The organism is Microlunatus sp. GCM10028923 (assembly GCF_042666975.1).
Lineage (GTDB): Bacteria > Actinomycetota > Actinomycetes > Propionibacteriales > Propionibacteriaceae > Microlunatus.
Genome location: NZ_JBHTFF010000005.1, coordinates 433972 through 450988, shown reverse-complemented (window position 1 = coordinate 450988; position 17017 = coordinate 433972). Strand labels below are relative to the sequence as shown.

At 71.2% G+C, this 17017-nt stretch carries 14 protein-coding genes; 8 read left to right on the top strand and 6 right to left on the bottom strand.

The genetic code is table 11. The features are described from left to right. Positions 1 to 22 precede the first annotated feature (22 nt). From ACFQU4_RS15385 to ACFQU4_RS15370, 4 genes are all read right to left on the bottom strand, one after another. Positions 23 to 1528, bottom strand: coding sequence for a sensor histidine kinase (locus ACFQU4_RS15385; protein ID WP_377493315.1), 1506 nt, complete (start codon positions 1526 to 1528; stop codon positions 23 to 25). A 27-nt stretch (positions 1529 to 1555) separates the two neighbouring features. Then, positions 1556 to 2290: a response regulator transcription factor gene (locus ACFQU4_RS15380; RefSeq protein ID WP_377493313.1), complete on the bottom strand. Its 735-nt coding sequence runs from the start codon at positions 2288 to 2290 to the stop codon at positions 1556 to 1558. Between the two features lie 65 nt (positions 2291 to 2355). Further along, positions 2356 to 3573 (bottom strand): GNAT family N-acetyltransferase, encoded by a 1218-nt coding sequence (locus tag ACFQU4_RS15375; protein ID WP_377493311.1) that lies wholly within the window; start codon positions 3571 to 3573, stop codon positions 2356 to 2358. Between the two features lie 31 nt (positions 3574 to 3604). Next, positions 3605 to 4087: a DoxX family protein gene (locus tag ACFQU4_RS15370; RefSeq protein ID WP_377493309.1), complete on the bottom strand. Its 483-nt coding sequence runs from the start codon at positions 4085 to 4087 to the stop codon at positions 3605 to 3607. Positions 4088 to 4218: 131 nt separating this feature from the next. Between ACFQU4_RS15370 and ACFQU4_RS15365 the strand changes: the two genes are divergently transcribed. Continuing rightward, the gene (locus ACFQU4_RS15365) at positions 4219 to 4863 is read left to right on the top strand and encodes a LysE family translocator (protein ID WP_377493307.1); all 645 of its coding nucleotides are present in this window, start codon (positions 4219 to 4221) and stop codon (positions 4861 to 4863) included. Here the strand turns inward: ACFQU4_RS15365 and ACFQU4_RS15360 are convergent. Beyond that, entirely contained in the window at positions 4853 to 5521 is a 669-nt protein-coding gene (locus tag ACFQU4_RS15360; RefSeq protein WP_377493305.1) for a maleylpyruvate isomerase family mycothiol-dependent enzyme, read from the bottom strand. The genes ACFQU4_RS15365 and ACFQU4_RS15360 overlap by 11 nt on opposite strands. A gap of 64 nt (positions 5522 to 5585) precedes the next feature. Next, positions 5586 to 6305, bottom strand: coding sequence for a DUF1345 domain-containing protein (locus ACFQU4_RS15355; protein ID WP_377493303.1), 720 nt, complete (start codon positions 6303 to 6305; stop codon positions 5586 to 5588). Between the two features lie 1347 nt (positions 6306 to 7652). Between ACFQU4_RS15355 and dnaK the strand changes: the two genes are divergently transcribed. The 7 genes from dnaK to ACFQU4_RS15320 all read left to right on the top strand — a co-directional run bounded on the left by dnaK (position 7653) and on the right by ACFQU4_RS15320 (position 16971). Further along, on the top strand, positions 7653 to 9542 hold the full coding sequence (gene dnaK / locus ACFQU4_RS15350; protein ID WP_377493301.1) for a molecular chaperone DnaK: 1890 nt from the start codon (positions 7653 to 7655) through the stop codon (positions 9540 to 9542). Positions 9543 to 9583: 41 nt separating this feature from the next. Next, positions 9584 to 10234 carry a nucleotide exchange factor GrpE gene (gene grpE, locus ACFQU4_RS15345; protein ID WP_377493299.1) on the top strand — a complete coding sequence of 217 codons (651 nt, stop codon included), beginning with the start codon at positions 9584 to 9586 and terminating at the stop codon, positions 10232 to 10234. A 57-nt stretch (positions 10235 to 10291) separates the two neighbouring features. Continuing rightward, positions 10292 to 11455, top strand: a complete 1164-nt coding sequence (gene dnaJ / locus ACFQU4_RS15340) for a molecular chaperone DnaJ (protein WP_377493297.1) — start codon at positions 10292 to 10294, stop codon at positions 11453 to 11455. Between the two features lie 6 nt (positions 11456 to 11461). After that, a complete protein-coding gene (locus tag ACFQU4_RS15335; RefSeq protein WP_377493295.1) occupies positions 11462 to 11881 on the top strand; it encodes a heat shock protein transcriptional repressor HspR in 420 nt (139 codons plus the stop codon). A gap of 78 nt (positions 11882 to 11959) precedes the next feature. Then, the gene (locus ACFQU4_RS15330) at positions 11960 to 13774 is read left to right on the top strand and encodes an ABC transporter ATP-binding protein (RefSeq protein WP_377493293.1); all 1815 of its coding nucleotides are present in this window, start codon (positions 11960 to 11962) and stop codon (positions 13772 to 13774) included. Next, positions 13771 to 15486 carry an ATP-binding cassette domain-containing protein gene (locus ACFQU4_RS15325; protein WP_377493291.1) on the top strand — a complete coding sequence of 572 codons (1716 nt, stop codon included), beginning with the start codon at positions 13771 to 13773 and terminating at the stop codon, positions 15484 to 15486. The genes ACFQU4_RS15330 and ACFQU4_RS15325 overlap by 4 nt, the downstream gene beginning before the upstream one ends. A 108-nt stretch (positions 15487 to 15594) precedes the next feature. Beyond that, positions 15595 to 16971, top strand: coding sequence for an FAD-binding oxidoreductase (locus ACFQU4_RS15320; RefSeq protein WP_377493289.1), 1377 nt, complete (start codon positions 15595 to 15597; stop codon positions 16969 to 16971). Positions 16972 to 17017 lie beyond the last annotated feature (46 nt).

Below are 17017 nucleotides of genomic sequence, written 5' to 3'. Positions count from 1 at the left end.
TGCGAGTCCCCAGTTTTTCACGTCAGGCCGAGGCGCCGGTGGCCGGCAGGGTCACCGTGAACTCGGTCCGTCCCGGTCGACTGGCGACCGACACGGTGCCGTGGTGGGCCTCGACGACCGCGGCGACGATGGCCAGGCCGAGGCCGGTGCTGGCGCCCTTCGCGGCACCGGCGGCGCGGGCCCGGCTGGCCTCGGCGCGGGTGAAGCGCTCGAAGACGTGGTCGACGATGCCGGGCGGGACACCCGGGCCGTCGTCCCGGACCATGATCGTGATCGTGCCGTCCGCCTCGGTCAGCCGGGTCAGCACGGTGCTGCCGGCCGGCGTGTGGGTGCGGGCGTTGGCGAGCAGGTTGACCAGCACCTGGTGCACCCGATGATGATCAACCTTCGCCTGTACGGGCTCGGGCGGCAGATCGAGTTCCCACTGGTGGTCGGGCCCGGCCACCCGGGCGTCGCTGACCGCGTTGATCACCAACTCGGACAGGTCGGTGGGCTTGAGGTCGAGTTCGGGGCGGTCGTCCAACCGGGCCAGCAGCAGCAGATCCTCCACCAGCACGGACATCCGGCCGGCCTCGGCGTCGATCCGGTCCAGGGCGTACGAGGTGTCCGGCTCGAGTTGATCACGGTCGCGGCGGGTCAGTTCGGCATAGCCGCGGATCGCGGCGAGCGGGTTGCGCAGCTCGTGCGACGCGTCCGCGACGAACCGGCGCACCTTGGTCTCGCTGGCCTGCCGGGCTGTGAGGGCCCCGTCGACGTTGGCCAGCAGGTGATTCAGCGCCTGCCCGACCCGGCCCACCTCCGACGTGGGATCGGCGTCGGCTTCCGGAACCCGTACGTCCACCGCGACAGCGCCGCGATCCAGCCGCAGCGCCGACACCTGTTGCGCGACGCCGGCGACTCGATTCAGTGGACGGAGACTGCGCGAGATCAAGGGGCGGGCGATGATCACGGTGGCCAGGATCGCGATCAGCGACAGGATGATCTCCAGGCCGACCAGCTGGGACAGCAACGAGTCGACCCGGTTCAGCGGCAGCCCGACCACGACCCGGAAGCCGTTGATCATGGTCACCATGATCCGGTATCGGCCGAGCCGATCGAGATCGATGGTGACCGGCTGTGGCCCCGTGACCTCCAACGCCTGAGCGCCCGCCTTCTTGCTGACCAGGCCGAGAATGCCCCGCTCGCCGAGCACGTTGGCTGTGGGCTTGGCGCCGCTGTCGATGATCACCAACGTGCCGATCGGTTGGCCGGGCAGGTTGACCGTCACGTTGCCCTGCGGTCTGCCCGGAATCGGCGGCGCATCCCGGACGACGCGCGAGGCGACGGCGCGCAACTGGCCGTCGAGATCTCCGACGAGCAACTGCCACGTCGCCACCGTGGTCAGGCCGGACAGCACGACCGCGATCGCGGCCACCAGGCCGACGACGCGCAGCAACAGCCGGCGCCCGAGCGTGCCCCTGGCGAACGCGCCGGGCCGCCGGGCGTCCGGAGCAGGCCAGGGACCGACCGCCTTGACCTCAGCGTCCATGATCAACACCACCCACTCGGGGCATGATCAACTTGCGGGCCGCAGCACGTAGCCGGCGCCGCGCATGGTGTGGATCATCGGGTCCCGGTTGGCGTCGATCTTCTTCCGCAGATAGGAGATGTAGAGCTCCACGACGTTGGCCTGGCCGCCGAAGTCGTAGTTCCAGACCCGGTCCAGGATCTGCGCCTTGCTGAGCACCCGACGCGGGTTCCGCATCAGGTACCGCAGCAGCTCGAACTCGGTCGCGGTCAGATGGATCGCCTCGCCGGCGCGGGTCACCTCGTGGCTGTCCTCGTCCAGCGTCAGGTCACCGACCACCAGCAGCGAGTCGTTCCGGGACTGGGCGGCGCCGGACCGGCGGAGCAGTCCGCGCAGCCGGGCGATCACCTCCTCCAGGCTGAACGGCTTCGTCACGTAGTCGTCGCCGCCGGCGGTGAGCCCGCTGATCCGGTCCGTGACGGCATCCTTGGCGGTCAGGAAGATCACCGGCACGTCCGGCAGATCGGTACGGATCCGGCGCATCACCTCGAGCCCGTCGAAGTCGGGCAGCATGATGTCGAGCACGATGGCGTCCGGCCTGGTCTCCCGCGCGACCTTGACCGCCTCCGAACCGGAAGCGGCCGTGGCGACCTGCCAGCCCTCGTACCGCATCGCCATCGAGAGCAGTTCGGTCAGGCTCGGTTCGTCGTCGACGGCAAGGATCCGGATCGGCGAACCGTCGGCGTGGACCAGCGCCTCACGCCCGGTATCGGTAGCTGCCATGCGATCAGCGTGACACGGCTGCCCGGGCCGGAGCTATGCCGTGCCTGTGCGGAACCTGTGAGTGCTCAGAACACCTCCTGGGGTGCCGGAGCGACCGGCCAGCCGAACGCGGCGCCGGCCGCCGCCAGGGCACCCGGGCGCTGCTCGACCACCCGCCCGGTCGCCGCGAACTCGGCCAGCGGCCGGCCGCCGAGGTAGACCGCGGCGAGCTCGGTCACCGAAAGACTCAGATCGGCGGGATCGTCGGTCGGCACGCAGCGCGCCTGCTCCAGATCGCCGGTCAGCCGGTACCGGCCCGCGTTGCCCGGGATCAGGGAGTCGTCGAGCTCCAGCACGACGTCGACCTGAACCGCGTATCGCCGCTGACTCAGGGCCCGGGCCACGTCGGTGATCCGGACCCAGACCGACTCGCCGATCCGGCGCTGCAGGGCGACCGGGTTGCCGAGGTACTGCAGCACGGGTTCGTCGACTGCGGCGTGGCCGTAGCGCAGCTTGGCCGTCAGATCCAGGGTGAGCAGGTGCTGCCACAACGCCCGGTACGCCGACGGATCCGGAGCGACCAGCTCCTCCAACTCCACCTCGGAGGCCGGGCCGGCCGCCGACCAGTCGAACTTGGCCCGCCACAACGCGTACCCGTCGAGGGCCCCGGACCGGTCGCGGTGCACCAGGATCCGGCGGGCGGACTTGCCGCCGCGCTGCTCCGCGGGGTCCAGCAGCCGGTGCCGCCAGCGCAGCTCGGAGCGGCTGGAGACGCCGGGCCGGAGCTGCTGCAGCCGGCGCAGCAACGGGTCGAGCGCCGAGCCGGCATCGTCCGCGGCCAGCTCCTCGAGAGTGCCGGAATCCTGCGGCGGCGGCTGCGGTGCGACCCGGCGCAGGTCGGCCTCGTAGGAGACCCCGAACGCGGCCGGCGCGTACCCGAACCGTCCGTAGATCCCGGCCTCGCTGGCCCACAACACGGCCACCGGCTCCGGGACTGTTCGCAGTTGCTCGGCCATCAGCGCGGACAGGATGCCGCGCCGGCGGTGCGTCGCCCGCACCCCGACCCCGGTCACGTGCGCGGCCGGGATCACGGCGCCCGGCACCGAAAGATCACGGGTCAGCACCTTCGCGGTGCCGACGATCCCGCCGCCGAGCTCCGCGGCCAGGGCCCGCTCGGGTTCGAACAGCTCGCGGCCGACCTCGTCGGTGGTCGGATCGAACATCATCGCCGCACCGAACAGCTGGGTCAGGGCGTCGAAGTCGGCCGCGGTCGCGGCCCGGAGCTGGATCCCGGGATCGGTCATGCGGCCATCCTGGCAGCGGCCGCCGACAGTCCTACGGAATCGGCGGGTAGTCGTCCACGGGCTGTTCCGGCTCGACCTTCTCCCGGCGGAACAACCGGTCGATCGACGCCCGGCCGGCCCCGAAGACGAGGAAGATCATCGCCAGCAGGCCGAGGGTGAGATTGTTCAGCATCCGTTCCGACACAGCGAATTCGGGCACGTTGGCGGCCAGGAACTGGTAGCCGTACCAGTTGGTGTAACAGATGATCAGCACCTGCTGGGCGATCACGGCGGCCGCGATCAGCGGGGTCAGTGCGCCGACGATGAGGAACAGTCCGCCGACCAGTTCCAGGATGATCGCGCCCCAGACGACCACCTGCGGATACGGCGTGCCGAACTGCGTCAGGTAGTCGATCTGGCTCTGCGGCCCGACCACCTGCCAGCGCCGCCAGCCGTGCACGATCAGGATCGCGCCCAGACCGATCCGGGTGATCAACAAGACGATGTCGCGCAACACCTGCAGGGTCTTGGCCATGACTGAGCTCCGTTCAGGTGAACTCCCTCCCGCAGACCTTAGTGAATCGGCGCACGATCCAGGCGACAACCGGGCCACAGATCACGGATTGGCCCTGGTCCGGGGCACCGGCGCGGGCTTGACTCGGCGCCATGATCACCGTTGCCGCCGTCCTCGGGGTGAGCGCCGTCGCGCTCGGCCTGGTGCTCACACCGGGCCCGAACATGATCTATCTGGTCTCCCGCAGCGTCACCCAGGGCCGCCGGGCCGGGCTGCTCTCGCTGGCCGGGGTGGCGGCCGGCTTCGCCGTCTATCTGACCGCGGCGACGCTCGGCCTGGCGGCGGTGTTCGCTGTCGTACCGCAGCTGTATCTGGTGCTGAAGGTCGGCGGTGCCGCCTATCTGGGCTACCTGGCCTGGACGGCGTTCCGGCCGGGCGGGCGGTCGGTCTTCCAGCCCCAGGAGCTGCCCGCCGACCCGCCGCGCCGGCTGTTCCTGATGGGCCTGGTGACCAATCTGCTCAACCCCAAGATCGCGATCCTCTATCTCGCCGTGATTCCCCAGTTCGTCGACCCGGCCGCCGGTCCGCTCTGGCTGCAGAGCCTGGTGCTCGGCGGGATCCAGGTGGCGATCGCGGTCACCGTGAACGGCCTGATCGTGCTCGCCGCCGGCTCCATCGCCGGGTTCCTGGGCCGGCGGCCGACCTGGCTGCGGATCCAGCGCTATCTGATGGGTACGGTGCTCGGCCTGCTGGCCGTCAAGCTGCTCACCGACAAGGTCCGCCCGGTCACTCCGTGATCTTGTTCGCGGCCAGACACTGATCCCGCAGCTGGTCCACCCCCGGACCGTCGAGGTCTTCGGTGTACGAGGGGCGGCCGCCCATCACCAGCACCAGAGCGAGCGTCGGACCGGAGACGAGCGGCCCGGTGCCGGTCTCGAACGGCCCGTCCGTCGCCGTCAGCCGGAGCCCGGTGATCGTCTTCCGGCTCGGCACCGTGAAGTCGGTCCGGGCCAGGAACCCGGCGAGCACGGTCGTGGTCTCGATCGCCGGAGTGGTGGCGATCCCGAGCGGCCGCCGGAGGTCCTGGGCGTGGATGATCAACTCGCCGAGCGCCCCCTCCGCCGGCGGCCCGATCCGCGGCCCGCGCCGATCGGCCGTTGCGCGGAACCACGCCAGCGTCTCGGCCGGGGTGTCGCCGAGCTGTTCGGCGAGCCGGGCGTCGTTGTGCTTGTCGAAGTCGAACCCCGCCGCGACCACGCTGCGGATCCAGCGGAACGGCGTGGTGACGGCGCCGGCGGTCAGGTGCGCGACAACCTGCTCGACCGTCCAACGGTCGCACAGCGTGCCGTGCTGCCAGTCCGCGTCGGCAAGCCCGGCCAGGTCGTCGGCCAGCGCACGCCGCTCGGCGGTCACGGCGCGCCAGAGTTCGTCGGCGGTCATCGAGGGCTCGGTCATGTCCTACCGGACCGTGGAGTCCGGCGCCGATTCGTCGCCGCCCCGGTGTGATCCCGGTCGCAGGTCAGCCGGCCGCGCCGAGGAACAGGGAGACGATCAGGGCGACGACCACGGTGTTGTACGCGAACGTCACGATGCTGTGCACGGTGACCGTACGGCGCATCGAGCGGCGTTCGATCGCGACATCGGAGGTCGCGAACGTGGTGCCGACCTGCACGGCCAGGTAGACGTAGTCGGAGAACTCCGGCGGTCCGTCCCGCTCCTCGCCGGGGAAGACGAGCTGCCGGTTGTTGCTGTTCTCGCGGGCATAGTGCTCCGAGTAGGTGATCGCGATGACGAGCCAGGAGCAGAGCACGACGCCGAACGTCAGCCCGACCACCGACAGGTTGCCGTGCAGTTCCTCCGACATCGCGAACACGACCACCGCGACGAGCGAGGCGATGCAGAGGCTCACGGAACCGGCCGGACCGCTGGCCAGCAACAGCAGCTCCAGCACCCGGCGCCGCTCCCGGCTCTCCGGGCTCTCCCGGAACCAGCGCGCCAGCGTCGTGCCGTCGGCGCGGCCGAACGTCACCAGCGTCGTGACGAGGTAGATCACGCTGTAGCCGATCCAGAACGCCAGGTAGAGCACCGCGACCCCCGTCGGACCGGTGACCTGGGCGACGGTGAACGTCCCTTGCCGCACCCCGGCCACCGCCACGATCAGGAAGCCCGCCATCACCCCGACCCCCGCAACGGCCAGGGCCAGCCCGATCCGGGCCCCTTCCGACCGGAGCCGCGGCATCCGGGCCGCGCCCCCGGCTTGCCCGACCTCGGGCCGACGGTCCTGCGGAACACGGCTGACCCCGGCCGGCGGCCGCGTTCCGACCGGAGGCTCCGCCGGGGTCTCGGGTCCTGGCCAGGAGTCGGGCCGTGCGGAGGTTGTGCCCGGTGTCGCCGGGCGGGTGGACGCGGAGTTCGGCGGACCCTCCGGCTGGGGACCGGGCCGGTCGGGCTGAGTCGGCGGTGGGTCGTCGGCTCGGTTCCGCTGGGAATCCGGCCGGGCGCTCGGGCGGTCGTCGCCCGCCGGCCGGCCGCCCGCCTCCGCCTCGTCTGACCCGCTCATCGCCTTCCATCCCGCACCCGCCGCATCCTAGGTTTCCCGACGGTGGAAACCAACGCCGCGTCTGATGCCCTGAACGTTCCACGATCCTGGTCGAGCCGGTCGCCTGCCGCACCCGAGTGGACGCGTTGACCGGCCAACGGGCCAGGAATCGGGTCTTTCCGTCCACTCGGCGATCAGGTCGGCCCTGCTCCGCCACCACCGCACGTGGTCTCCGCGACCTGAGGCCCCGGTCGCCTCCGCCCATCTGCGCCCGGCGCCAGCCGCCGCCCGGTCATGCCGCCGCAACCGCCCACCAGCGCCCCGGCGCAGGTCGCCGCCGGCTGGGTCATGGCGCCGCAACCGCCGCGACCCGACCTTTCCCCTCCACCGCCGCATTGGTCTTCGCCCGTGCCGGGCCCGGGTCGCCGCCGCACTGGTCGCCACCGCCCGGTCTCATCCGCCACGTCGCCGGTCACGGCCGGCTGGTCATTGCCACGCGGCCCGGTCTCCGGTCGCGCCTGTGGTGCTGCGGTGTGTGTCGGTCGGTCTGTGGTGCTGGGGTCTGCGCCGCCCGCCTCCACCGTCCAGCCGACGGTGCCCCGCAGCGCGCTCGCTGCCGCCGCCCGGTCGTGCGCCGCCCGTCGTCATGACCCGCCGCTCGATGAGTGTCCTCAATCTGCAATGCAACGGCCCGTGAAAGCCGAAAAACCGCTAGCAGAAGGCGTTGCATTGCAGATTTGTGTCACGTGGCCGGAACACGACCTGGTTCGGCCCGGAGCACCCGGACCTGCGGTCAGCTGCCGTACTGGCTTTCGTACGGTCGCGCCGCTGACCCGCGACTGTCGCTCGCGTACGCGACCGTTGCAACAGTCGCGGATGCGAGCAGCGGTCGCGGATCCGAAGCCAGCCGCACAGGGTTGAGTCGCCTCGGCTCAAGCGATTTGTGTTCGAGACCACGCGGTTGCATAGTTGAGTGCGGCCGACTCAACAACTAAGTTGAGTGCCGAAGACTCAAGCGTTGCAGCAGTTCATACGGAGGAAACAACCATGGCTCGTGCAGTCGGTATCGACCTCGGGACGACCAACTCGGTCGTCGCGGTTCTCGAAGGTGGCGAACCCACCGTCATCCCCAACGCCGAGGGCTCGCGTACGACGCCGTCGGTCGTTGCCTTCGCCAAGGGCGGGGAGGTGCTGGTCGGCGAGGTCGCCAAGCGCCAGGCCGTCACCAACGTCGACCGGACGATCCGTTCCGTGAAGCGCCACATGGGCACCGACTGGTCCGTGAACGTCGACGACAAGACCTACAAGCCGCAGCAGATCAGCGCCTTCGTGCTGCAGAAGCTGAAGCGGGACGCCGAGGCCTACCTGGGCGAGCAGGTCACCAACGCGGTGATCACCGTCCCGGCCTACTTCTCCGATGCCGAGCGGCAGGCCACCAAGGAGGCCGGCGAGATCGCGGGCCTGAGCGTCGACCGGATCATCAACGAGCCGACCGCCGCCGCGCTGGCGTACGGGCTCGACAAGGGCGACACCGAGCAGACCATCCTGGTCTTCGACCTCGGCGGCGGCACGTTCGACGTGTCCCTGCTGGAGATCGGTGACGGCGTCTTCGAGGTGAAGGCCACCAAGGGCGACAACCGGCTCGGCGGCGACGACTGGGACAGCCGGGTCGTCGACTGGCTGGTGAAGCAGTTCAAGAACAAGAACGGGACCGACCTGTCCCAGGACAAGATCGCCCGGCAGCGGCTGCAGGAGGCCGCGGAGAAGGCGAAGATCGAGCTCTCCTCGGCGAGCGAGACCCAGATCAACCTGCCGTACATCACGCTCGGCGAGTCCGGTCCGCTGCACCTGGAGGAGAAGCTGACCCGGGCCGAGTTCCAGCGGCTGACCCAGGACCTGCTGGACCGGTGCCGTGCGCCGTTCAACGCGGTGATCGAGGACGCCGGGATCTCCATCGGCAAGATCGACCACGTGATCATGGTCGGCGGCTCGACCCGGATGCCGGCCGTTGTTGATCTTGTCAAGGAGCTGACCGGCGGCAAGGAGCCGCACAAGGGTGTCAACCCGGACGAGGTCGTCGCACTCGGCGCCAGCCTGCAGGCCGGCGTGCTGAAGGGTGAGGTCAAGGACGTCCTGCTGCTCGACGTCACCCCGCTGAGCCTCGGCATCGAGACCAAGGGCGGCGTGATGACCAAGATCATCGAGCGCAACACCACGATCCCGACCAAGCGGTCCGAGGTGTTCACCACGGCGGACGACAACCAGCCGTCGGTGATGATCCAGGTCTACCAGGGCGAGCGTGACTTCGCCCGGGACAACAAGTCGCTCGGCAACTTCGAGCTGACCGGCCTGCCGCCGGCCCCGCGCGGCGTGCCGCAGGTCGAGGTCGCCTTCGACATCGACGCCAACGGCATCGTGCACGTCCACGCGAAGGACCTGGCCACCGGCAAGGAGCAGTCGATGACTGTCACCGGCGGCTCGGCCCTGGGCAAGGACGAGATCAACAACATGGTCAAGGAGGCCGAGGCGCACGCGGAGGAGGACAAGAAGCGCCGCGAGGCGGTCGAGCTCCGCAACGAGGCCGACGCGCTGGTCTTCCGGACCGAGAAGCTGCTCAGCGAGAACGCCGACAAGATCGACGACGACGTGAAGAAGCCGGTCGAGGAGGCCATCGCCGAGACGAAGTCCGCGCTCGAGGGCGAGGACAACGACAAGGTCAAGGCCGCCGTCGACAAGCTGAACCAGACCAGCGCCGCGCTGGGTGAGGCTATGTACAAGGCCGCTCAGGCGCAGCAGCAGGCCGAGGGCGGCGCGCCGACCGACGGCGCTCCGGCGGACGGCGCGGACGGTCAGTCCTCCGGCGCCGCCGAGGACGACGTCGTCGACGCGGAGATCGTCGACGAGGAGAAGCCGAACGACGCGAGTGATGCCAAGTGAGCCCAGTCGATCCCCGCGAAGAGACTGAGCCCGAAGGCCCGGTGATCCGGGACAAGCGTCGGATCGACCCGGAGACCTACGAGGTACGGGAGTCGCGGGAGACCGCGGCTCCCGCCGGGTCCGCGCCGACCGCCGAGCCCGCCCCCGCGGAGCAGCCGGCGGCCACCGAGCAGAATGGTGAGGTGACCGAGCTGAAGACCGCGCTGGCCGAGCGCACCGCCGACCTGCAACGCCTCCAGGCCGAGTACGTCAACTACAAGCGCCGGGTGGACCGGGATCGTGACCTGGTCCGGGCGGTGGCGGTCGAGAACGTGTTCCGCGACCTGCTCGGCGTCCTCGACGACATCCGGTCGGCTCGCGAGCACGAGGAACTCACCGGTGGCTTCAAGGCGGTCGCCGAGGAGGTGCAGCGAGTCGCCGGCAAGTACGGCCTCGAGGCCTTCGGCAGCAAGGGCGACGCGTTCGATCCGCACATCCACGAGGCCCTGATGCACGTTCCGGCGCAGCCGGGTGTCACCGCCGAGCCGGCCACCGGCCCGGTCTGCGTGGAGATCCTGCAGCCGGGTTACAAGATCGGCGACCGGGTGATCCGGCCGGCCCGGGTCGCGGTGGCGGATCCGCCGGACGGCGACGCGGCGGCCGAGGCGCCCGGTCAAGATCAACAGGGTCAAGATCAGCAACCGGATGCCTGATCCTTCCGGTATTCGCGGGATGATCATGGAAGCGAACAGCGGAGGAGGGGGTCGTCGGTGAGCACGAAGGACTGGCTCGAGAAGGACTACTACAAGGTCCTCGGCGTCTCCTCCGACGCGAAGCCCGAGGAGATCAAGAAGGCGTACCGGAAGTTGGCCCGGGAGAACCATCCCGACGCCAACCCCGGCAACTCCGAGGCCGAACGCAAGTTCAAGGAGATCTCCGAGGCCAACGACGTGCTGTCTGACACGGCCAAGCGCAAGGAGTACGACGAAGCCCGCCGCCTGTTCGGCAACGGCGGCTTCCGGTTCCCGCGCAGCGGCGGTCAGGGCGGGCCGTCGGTGGACGACCTGTTCCGCAACGCCGGCGACAGCGGGATCGGTGACCTCTTCGGTGGGCTGTTCGGCGGCAACGCGACCCGGACCCGGACCACGACCACCCGTGGTCCGCGCCGGGGCAGCGACGTCGAGGGCGAGGTGTCGATCGACTTCACCGAGTCCGTGGACGGCGTGACGGTCGCCATGCAGATGGTGTCCGACGCCGCCTGCGGGGCCTGCCACGGCACCGGCGCGAAGGCCGGCACCGTGCCGCGGGTCTGCCCGACCTGTGAGGGCAGCGGCATGCAGACCTCCACCTCGGGCGGCGTCTTCGCGGTCACCGAGCCGTGCCGGGACTGCCGGGGCCGGGGCATGGTGGTCGACGACCCGTGCCCGGTCTGCCACGGCTCCGGCCGCGGCAAGTCGACCAAGTCGATGCAGGTACGGATCCCGGCCGGCGTCACCGACGGCCAGCGGATCCGGCTGAAGGGCCGCGGCGGAGCCGGCGAGAACGGCGGCGCCGCAGGTGATCTCTACGTCGTGGTGCACGTCCGGCCGCACCCGATCTTCGGGCGCAGCGGGGACAACCTGACCCTGACGGCGCCGGTCACCTTCCCGGAGGCGGCGCTGGGCGCGGAGATCGAGGTGCCCACCCTGGGCGCCGCGCCGGTCCGGCTGAAGATCCCGGCCGGCACGCCGAACGGGCGCACCTTCCGGGTCCGCGGCCGCGGGTCGAGCAAACGGGACGGCACCAAGGGTGACCTGCTGGTCACCGTCGAGGTCGTGGTCCCGGACCAGCTCGACGACGCGGCCCGGCAGGCCCTCGAGTCGTACGCCAACGCCCTGGGCCCGGCCAACCCCAGGGCCCGGTTGCTCGCCGAGGCCGCCGGGACCGGCGGGTGATCGACGATGGGCGCGAACCTTCCCCAGCGGATCGACAACGACGCACCCGTGTTCGTGATCTCGGTGGCCGCCGGCCTGGCCGGGATGCATCCGCAGACCCTGCGCAGTTATGACCGGATGGGCCTCGTCTCGCCGCGCCGCACGGCGGGCCGGGGCCGCCGGTACTCGGCCCGCGACATCGCCAAGCTGCGGCTGATCCAGCGGCTCAGCCAGGACGAGGGGATCAACCTGGAGGGGATCCGACGGATCCTCGAACTGGAGAACGAGGTCGAGGAGCTGCGCGCACGGGTGAACGAGCTCGCCGCGCTGCTCGCCTCCGACCGGACCAGCTCCACGGCCCGCCGGGTGTTCACCGCCGACCCGATCGGCGGGGTGCATCTCGGCCGGTCCGGCCGACGGCCACCGCGCGCGCTTCCCGGCCGCTGAGCCTCGGGTCCCGCCGATGGCGGGAGCCGTGGGGTACGCGTCGTGGACGACGCCGGTGGGGCGTCACACGCTGGTGGCATGTTCCCCGAGCGGGGGCGCCGGTGCCGGCGCCCGAGCCCGCCCGCGACCGCCGCAGTCGATCGGGCCACCGCGACGTGGCCGACGTTCCGCAGCCTGATCGGCGTCCTGGCGCAGGACCGTCCCGGCCGGCTCGCGGGGCTGGGGCTGCTGATCATGATCAGCGCCGGCGCACCACTGGTCGGGCCGCAGGTGGTCCGGCTGTTCATCGACGCCGCGATCACCGGCGCTTCCGTCTCGATGCTCGGCCTGCTGGCCGCCGGCTATCTCGCGGCCGCACTGGCCCAGCAGGCGCTCAGCCTCGCCGCGGGAATGGCCAGCAGCCGGGTCGCCCTCGGCGCGGCCGACGCGCTGCGCGAGCGGGTCACCGCGCACGTCCTCGATCTTGATCTCTCCTTCCACGACGGGCAGACGCCCGGCGAACTGATCGAGCGCACCGACGGCGACGCCGGCGCCCTGTCGGCGTTCCTGTCCTCCTTCCTCGTTCAGGTGGTCGGCAACGTGATCACGCTGCTCGGCGTGCTCACCCTGGTGCTGCTGGACGATGGGCGGATCGGCCTCGCCATGCTCGCGTTCGTGATCATCGCAGCGGTCGTGATCATGAAGCTGCGGCACCTCGCCGTACCGTCGGCGATCGAACAGCGGGCCGCGTCGGCCGACCTGGTCGGCGTGATCGAGGAAGGCCTGCGCGGCACGGAGGATCTCCGCGCGAACGCGGGCGGTGGCTACCAGCTCGGCCGGTTCCGGGCGGCTCAGGCTCGCTTGCTCGAGGCCGGCCTCCGGTCGGCGACCGCCAGCCGGACGACCTGGATGATCACCGGCGGAGTGTTCGCGGCCGGTACCGTGCTGAGCCTGCTCGGCGGCGCCCTGCTGTATCAGGCCGGCATGATCAGCCTCGGCGTCGTCTATCTGCTGTTCCGCTACACGAGCCTGCTGCGGGACCCGTTGGATGCGATCGCCGAGCAGCAGCAACTGGCCCAGCAGGCCATTGCGGGATTCGCCCGGATCGGAGAACTGCTGGCCCTCCGGCCGGCGATCCGCTCCGGCGGCCGGACGACACTGCCGACCGGGCCGCTGGCCCTGCGGTTGGACCGCGTGCACTTCGCCTACCCCGGACGGGGCCGGGTGCTGCACGGTCTGGACCTCGAGCTGGAGCCCGGCTCCGTGCTCGGCCTGGTCGGTCACACCGGCGCCGGCAAAACCACCCTCGCGCGGCTGCTCGTCCGACTGCAGGACCCGACCGGCGGCACGATCCGGGTCGGCGGCGTCGAGCTGGGTACGGTGAGCCTGGCCGATCTCCGGCGACGGATCACGCTGGTCACCCAGGACGTCCAGCTGTTCCAGGCCACGGTCCGGGAGAACCTCACGCTCTTCGGCAGTCACCCCGCACGCGAGCGGACCATGATCGACATCCTGGGCGATCTCGGTCTGGAACCCTGGCTGCGGTCGCTTCCGGCCGGTCTGGACAGCAGGCTCGAGCCGGGTGGCGCCGGGGTCTCGGCGGGCGAGGCGCAGTTGATCGCGTTCGCCCGGGCGTTCCTCCGCGACCCAGGTCTGGTGATCATGGACGAGGCGACGTCCCGGCTCGACCCGGTGACGGAGCTGCGGATCGAACGGGCGGTCGACCGACTGCTGGCCGAGCGGTCGGCGGTGGTGATCGCCCACCGGTTGAGCACCCTGGAGCGAGCCGACCAGATCGCGGTCCTGGACGCGGGCCGGATCGTCGAGTACGGCGAGCGGCGGTCACTCGTCGCCGCGCCGGCCGGCCGGTTCGTCGGGCTGCTCCGTACCGCGGCAGACGGGGTTCTGCCATGATCACCGCGACCCCGGTCCCGCTGACGCCGTGGCGCGCGATCGCCCGGCTGGCCCGCTACCGACCGGGGCTGTTCCTGCTGAGCTTCCTCCAACTGGTGACCTGGAACGGCCTGTTGTTGCTCACCGGTTGGCTGTTGCAGCAGGTCTTCGACGCGCTCACGGGATCTCGCCCGGCCGGCCTCGACGCGGTCGCGATCATCGCGCTGCTGGCGGGGGCCGAGGCCGCGCGGCTGGTGATCATGTGGGCCGGGGTCGTCCGAGCCAGGACCACCCAGCAGCTGCGCGGCCTGCTCCGGCTGAACCTGCTCCGCGCGCAGTGGCGGAGCGGGGGTCCCGATGCGGGCCGGCCCGCGGCCTCGCCCGGCGACGCCCTCAGCCGGGTCCGCGACGACGTCGACGACCTGCTGGCGCTCCTGGACACGGCCATGAATGTCGCGGCCAAGATCATTCTCGCCACGGGATCGGTGTTGATCATGCTGCTGGCCGAGCCGGTGATCGCCGTCGCGGCCGGGTTGCCGTTGATCATGGTGGTCGGCCTGGCCCGGCTGGTCCGGCCTCGGGTCGGCCGGGCCAGGCGGGCCTTCCGGGCGGCGGATGCAGCGGTGACCAGCCTGCTCGCCGAGACGTTCGGCTCGGTGCTGGCGGTGAAGTCCGCGCAGGCGTCCGGTGGGATTCTGGCCCGGCTCAGCCGGCTCAACGAGCACCGGCGCCGGACCAGGCTGCGGGACCAGCTGGTGACGCCCGTCCTGGGCAGCGTCAACCGATTCATGATCGACTTGGCCGTAGGCGTGGTCCTGCTGCTCGCCGTGACCGCGGTGCCTACCGGCAGCCTCACGGTGGGCGAGCTCGCCCTGTTCGTGGCCTACCTCGGCAATCTGGTCTGGCTGCCCTACTACCTGGGCCGCCTGATCACCCGTCATCAGCAGGCAGCCGTCGCCCTGGACCGGATGGCAGTGCTGCTGCCGCCCGCGGGCCGCGCCGCGCTGGTCGCGCACCGGCCGCTGAACTCTGCCGAAGCCGAGCCGGCCGGGTCAGTTGTCGCGCCGCCGCTGCACCGGCTCACGGTCGCCGGCCTTACCGCGGTCCACCCGTCCGGTCGCGGCGTGTACGACATCGACCTGAGCCTCGACGGCGGCACGGTCACCGCGATCACCGGCCCCGCCGGCGCCGGCAAGACCACCCTGGTCCGGGCCGTCCTCGGCCTGCTGCCGAGCCGGGCCGGCACGGTGACCTGGAACGGATCCCGGGTCGACGACCCGGCCGGCTTCTTCACACCGCCGCGGTCGGCCTACGCCCCGCAGCTGCCGCACCTGTTCAGCGAGACACTGCGCAGGAATCTGCTGCTCGGACGCGACGACGACGTCCTACCGGATGCGCTGCGGGCCGCGGTCCTGGACCGTGACGTGGCGGAGCTGGAATCCGGCCTGGAGACCAGGATCGGGCCCAGGGGCGTCCGGCTCTCCGGCGGCCAGGCGCAGCGCACCGCGATCGCCCGTGCGCTGGCGCAGCGGCCCCGGTTGTTGATCTTGGACGACGTGTCGAACGCCCTCGACGTGGAGACCGAGCGTGACCTGGGGAAGCGGCTGGCAACCGTACCCGGACTGACGTTGCTGGTGATCACCAGCCGTCCGGCCACGCTGGCCCGCGCGGATCAGGTCATCCGCCTCGACCACGGCCGGATCGTCGCCGTCGAGGGTGTGGCGGCGGCGTGACGGTGGCGCGGATCGTGGGACCCCGATCCGGCCGACGGCCCACGCGCGACCGTCCGGGCCGGTAGATTCCGAGAGGCCGTACGCCCACCTCCGGAAGGAACCGCACTGATGTCCCGATCGCCCGAGGTGACGACCCTGCAGGACCAGCTCGGCGGGGTCGTCCTCGTCGAGGGCGACGAGGACTACGACCGGGCCCGGCGGGTCTGGAACGCGATGGTCGATCGCCGGCCGCGGCTGATCGTGCGCTGCACCGGCCCGGACGACGTCGTCTCCGCCATCCGCTACGCCCGCGAACACGACCTCGAGCTGGGCATCCGCTGCGGCGGCCACAGCATCGTCGGCCACGCGATCCCGGACGACGGGCTGGTCGTCGACCTGACCCCGATGAACCAGGTGACCGTCGACCCGGCCCGGCGCCGGGCCTGGGTCGAGGGCGGCGCCCTGCTCGGTGCCCTGGACCAGGCCGGCGAGCCGCACGGACTGGCCACCACGGCCGGCAACGTCTCCCACACCGGCGTCGGCGGTCTCACCCTCGGCGGCGGGATGGGCTGGCTGGCCCGACAGCACGGGCTGACCTGCGACAACGTGCTGTCCTTCGAGGTGGTCACGGCCGACGGCCGGATCGTCCGGGCCAGCGAGACCGAGCACCCGGACCTCTACTGGGGCCTGCGCGGTGGCGGCGGCAACTTCGGCGTGGTCACCACCTTCGAGTTCCAGTTGCACCCGATCGTCGACCCGACCGTGCAGGCCCTGCTGACCTTCCCGCTGGACCGGGCCGCGGACGCGTTCCGGGGCTGGCGCGAACTGGCCCTGACCGCACCGCGGCAGGCCACCCCGACCGCTTGGCTCGGCGACGTCGACGGTGTCCCGCAGGTGGTCCTCGGCTTCGTCTGGGTCGGCCCGCTGACCGGGTACGACGAGCTGCTCGCGAGCCTCCGGTCGATCGGCCGGCCGCTGGCCGAGCAGGTCCGCCGGAGTTCGTACCTGGAACTGCAGCAGCAGGACGACTACGACCTGGAGGCGCCGGCCCAGCGCCGCTACTGGAAGGGCCAGTACTGCACCGAGCTGCCCGACGACGCGATCGCCGCGTTCCTCGGCCGCGGCACGGCCGACGGCACCGGCGCCGGGCTGCCGTACGCCAGCTTCCAGGTGTACGGCGGAGCGATCGCCGACGTGCCCGACGAGGCGACGGCGTTCAGCCAGCGGGACACGTTCGTCGAGTTCGTCGCCGCCGCCCGCTGGACCGATCCGGCCGAGGACGAGGAACGGATCGCGGCCGCCCGCCGCTACGGTGCCGCGATGGCCCCGTTCGCGAGCGGCGTCTACGTCAACGCGCTCACCGACGAGGGCGCGGCCGGCGTGCAGCAGGCGTACGGCTCCGCGAAGCTGGTCCGGCTGCAGGCGCTCAAGGACACCTGGGATCCCGACAACGTGTTCCACCTGAACCACAACATCGCGCCCACCTCGGCCGCCGCCGTTTCCTGATCCGAGGGCCGGGCGGCGGTAGCCTGGGAGGAGCGAAGGGAGTAAC